A 3,045-nucleotide genomic window follows, 5' to 3' on the forward strand; every position below is an offset into this window, starting at 1 on the left:
ACAGCGGGCGCGGCAGTCACACCCTTCCTGCCCAGCCACGGCGATCATCGCTGTGGCTGGGCAGGATTGCGGTGACGCGGTGGGGTCCATGGCAAGGACGTCACATACCCGCAACCTTTGCCCGGAAAGCGCAGTCAGGGGCGCCACAGGCCGGTGAACTATCCTGTATGTCGGCGTATGACGGCAAGAGCGCGCACAAAACTAGGCTTTAACCGGTCACCACCCCCTTGACAACAGGAGCACCACCCATGACTCGCAACCACACCCGCGCACTCTCCCTCTCCGCCCTGGCACTGGCCGGCGCCCTGGCACTGACCGCTTGCGGCGGCGGGGAGTCAGACGCCGAGCTGGGCACCGAGGAGAATCCGGTCCAACTCGGGGTGGTGGGTGCCTCCGAACCGTACTGGACCACCTATGAGGAGGCCGTGGAGGCCGAGGGCATCGCGCTGGAGATCGTGGACTTCACCGAGTACACGCAGCCCAACCCGGCACTGTCCGAGGGCGAGCTGGACATCAACCAGTTCCAGCACATCCAGTACCTCGCGGACTACAACGTGGCGGCCGGGGATGACATCCAGCCCATCGGCGCCACCGCCATCTACCCCATGGGCCTGTACTCCGAGAAGTACGACTCGGTGGACCAGATCCAGGAGGGCGAGACGGTGATCGTCCCCAATGACACGGTGAACCAGGCCCGCGGCCTGCTCGTGCTGCAATCGGCGGGGCTGATCACGCTCCAGGACGGCGGCAACGCCTCCTCCACCCCGGAGGACATCATCCAGGATGAGTCCAAGGTCCAGGTCTCCGCCCTGGACGCCGCCGTGACCGTGACGTCCCTGCCGGACGTCGCCGCTGCCATCGTCAACAATGACTTCATGGGCGACGCCGGACTGACTCCCGAGGACGCCATCGCCCAGGACGATCCCGAGGACCCGGCGGCCCTGCCCTACGTCAACATCTTCGCCACGAAGGCCGAGGACAAGGACAACGAGGTGCTGAACCAGCTGGTGGAGATCTACCAGACCAACCAGGACGTGCTGGACGGCGCCCAGGAGTCGGCCGGAGGCTCCGCGGTGTTCCTGCAGACCCCGGCTGCGGAGCTGCAGGAGTCGCTCACGACCACTGAGGAAGCCCTCAGCAACGCAGGCTGATCCCCGGCACTCGGTCCGACGCCGGCCGCCACCTTCTTCGGGGAGGTGCCGGCCGGCGTCGGGCGTGGTGGGCACGGCAGTGCCCGGCCACAAGGTGCCCGAACCGAAGGAAGTGCAGGACAATCAACCCATGCCCCACATCGCTCTGAAGGACGTCACCAAGGAGTATCCCGCGCCGCAGCGCGGTCATGCCCCGACCGTGGCGGTGGACCGTGTCAGCCTCGAGATCGAGAAGGGTGATGTCTTCGGCATCATCGGCTACTCGGGCGCCGGGAAGTCGACCCTCGTGCGGCTGATCAATGCCCTCGAGCCGGCCACCGCCGGCTCCATCGAGATCGACGGGACGGATATCACCCGGCTCTCCGCGGCCCGGCAGCGCCAGATGCGCACCGGCATCGGGATGATCTTCCAGCGTTTCAACCTGCTCAGCTCCCGCTCGGTGCGCCGCAACGTGGAGTACCCGCTCGAGGTCGCCGGGATGGGCAAGGCCCAGCGCAAGCAGAAGGCGCTGGAGCTGCTCGACTTCGTGGGGCTGGCGGACAAGGCGGGCGCCTTCCCGGAGCAGCTCTCCGGCGGCCAGCAGCAGCGCGTCGGCATCGCCCGGGCCCTGGCCGCTGACCCGCCCATCCTGCTCGCCGATGAGGCCACCTCCGCCTTGGACCCGGAGACCACGGACGAGGTCCTGGACCTGCTGGCCAAGGTCAACCGGGAGCTCGGCGTGACGATCGTGGTCATCACCCACGAGATGGACGTGATCGCCCGGATCGCCACCAAGGTCGCCGTGATGGACCGCGGCCAGGTGGTGGAGGCCGGCGAGACCTACTCTGTCTTCACCAACCCGCAGACCACCACGTCCAAGCGCTTCGTGCGCACCGTGGTGCGGAACTTGCCCTCCGGCGACGAACTCACCGAACTGCGGGCCCAGCACGAGGGGCGGTTCTTCACCATCTCATTCACGGACGAGGGGGCCACCGAGGCCCGCGTCTTCGGGGCACTGGCGCGCGCCGGCGTCGACTTCAATCTGGTGTACGGCGGCGTGGACGCCATTCAGGGCCGCGTCTACGGGCTGCTGACGATCGCCGTGCGCGGAGACGCCGCGGCGGTGGACGAGGCAATCTCCTCCATCGGATCCGGAGTCACCGTCGAGGAGGTGTACGCATGACCATCATCGATCAGATCACCGAGCTGATGCCGACGCTGCTGGAGCAGACCGGCATCATGCTGTGGATCGTCGCCCTCGCCCTCATCTTCGGCGGGATCTGCGGCCTCATCCTGGGCCTGCTGCTGTATGTGACCCGCAAGGGCGGAATCATGCAGCAAACGGCCGTCTTCTGGATCATCAACATCCTGGTGAACACGTTCCGCCCCGTGCCGTTCATCATCTTCATCGCGGCCATCCAGCCGCTGGCCCGGCAGGTGGTGGGCAGCGGCATCGGCTCCGACGCCGTGGTGTTCGGCATCTCGATCGCGGCCAGCTTCTTCATCGCCCGGCTCGTGGAGCAGAACCTGATGGCCGTGGACCCCGGGGTGATCGAGGCGGCCCGCGCCATGGGCGCCAGCCCCTGGCGGATCGTCCGCACCGTGATCCTGCCGGAGGCCCTGGGCCCGCTCGTGCTGGGCTACACCTTCGCCATCGTCGCCCTGATCGACATGTCCGCCGTGGCCGGCATCATCGGTGGCGAGGGCCTGGGCAACTACGCCGTCTCCTACGGTTACCGCCAGTTCGACCCCGTGGTCACCTGGACCGCCCTGTTCATCATCGTGATCGTGGTCCAGGTCATCCAGGCCCTGGGCAACATCCTGGCGCGCAAGATCCTGCGGCGGTAGGCCTTTCCACCACCGCGAACAACGACGCCGGCCCCCTCCCAGTTGTTCGGAGTGCCGCGGCTGGCGG

Annotated in this window: 3 protein-coding genes; all 3 read left to right on the forward strand. The window is 67.4% G+C overall.

The window, feature by feature from the left end; genetic code table 11:
- Window positions 1-248: 248 nt before the first annotated feature.
- The 3 genes from RUH65_RS15545 (at window position 249) to RUH65_RS15555 (ending at window position 2,978) form a co-directional block, all read left to right on the forward strand.
- Window positions 249-1,151: a MetQ/NlpA family ABC transporter substrate-binding protein gene (locus RUH65_RS15545; RefSeq protein WP_313818551.1), complete on the forward strand. Its 903-nt coding sequence runs from the start codon at window positions 249-251 to the stop codon at window positions 1,149-1,151.
- Window positions 1,152-1,281: 130 nt separating this feature from the next.
- Entirely contained in the window at window positions 1,282-2,313 is a 1,032-nt protein-coding gene (locus RUH65_RS15550) for a methionine ABC transporter ATP-binding protein (RefSeq protein WP_313818552.1), read from the forward strand.
- A 5-nt stretch (window positions 2,314-2,318) separates the two neighbouring features.
- Window positions 2,319-2,978, forward strand: a complete 660-nt coding sequence (locus RUH65_RS15555; RefSeq protein WP_396180367.1) for a methionine ABC transporter permease — start codon at window positions 2,319-2,321, stop codon at window positions 2,976-2,978.
- Window positions 2,979-3,045 lie beyond the last annotated feature (67 nt).

Source organism: Citricoccus sp. (genome assembly GCF_032154715.1).
Classification (GTDB): Bacteria; Actinomycetota; Actinomycetes; order Actinomycetales; family Micrococcaceae; genus Citricoccus.

Coding starts and splice junctions, on each gene's coding strand:
- RUH65_RS15545 (WP_313818551.1), top strand. CDS start 249: ATGACTCGCAACCACACCCGCGCACTCTCCCTCTCCGCCCTGGCACTG.
- RUH65_RS15550 (WP_313818552.1), top strand. CDS start 1,282: ATGCCCCACATCGCTCTGAAGGACGTCACCAAGGAGTATCCCGCGCCG.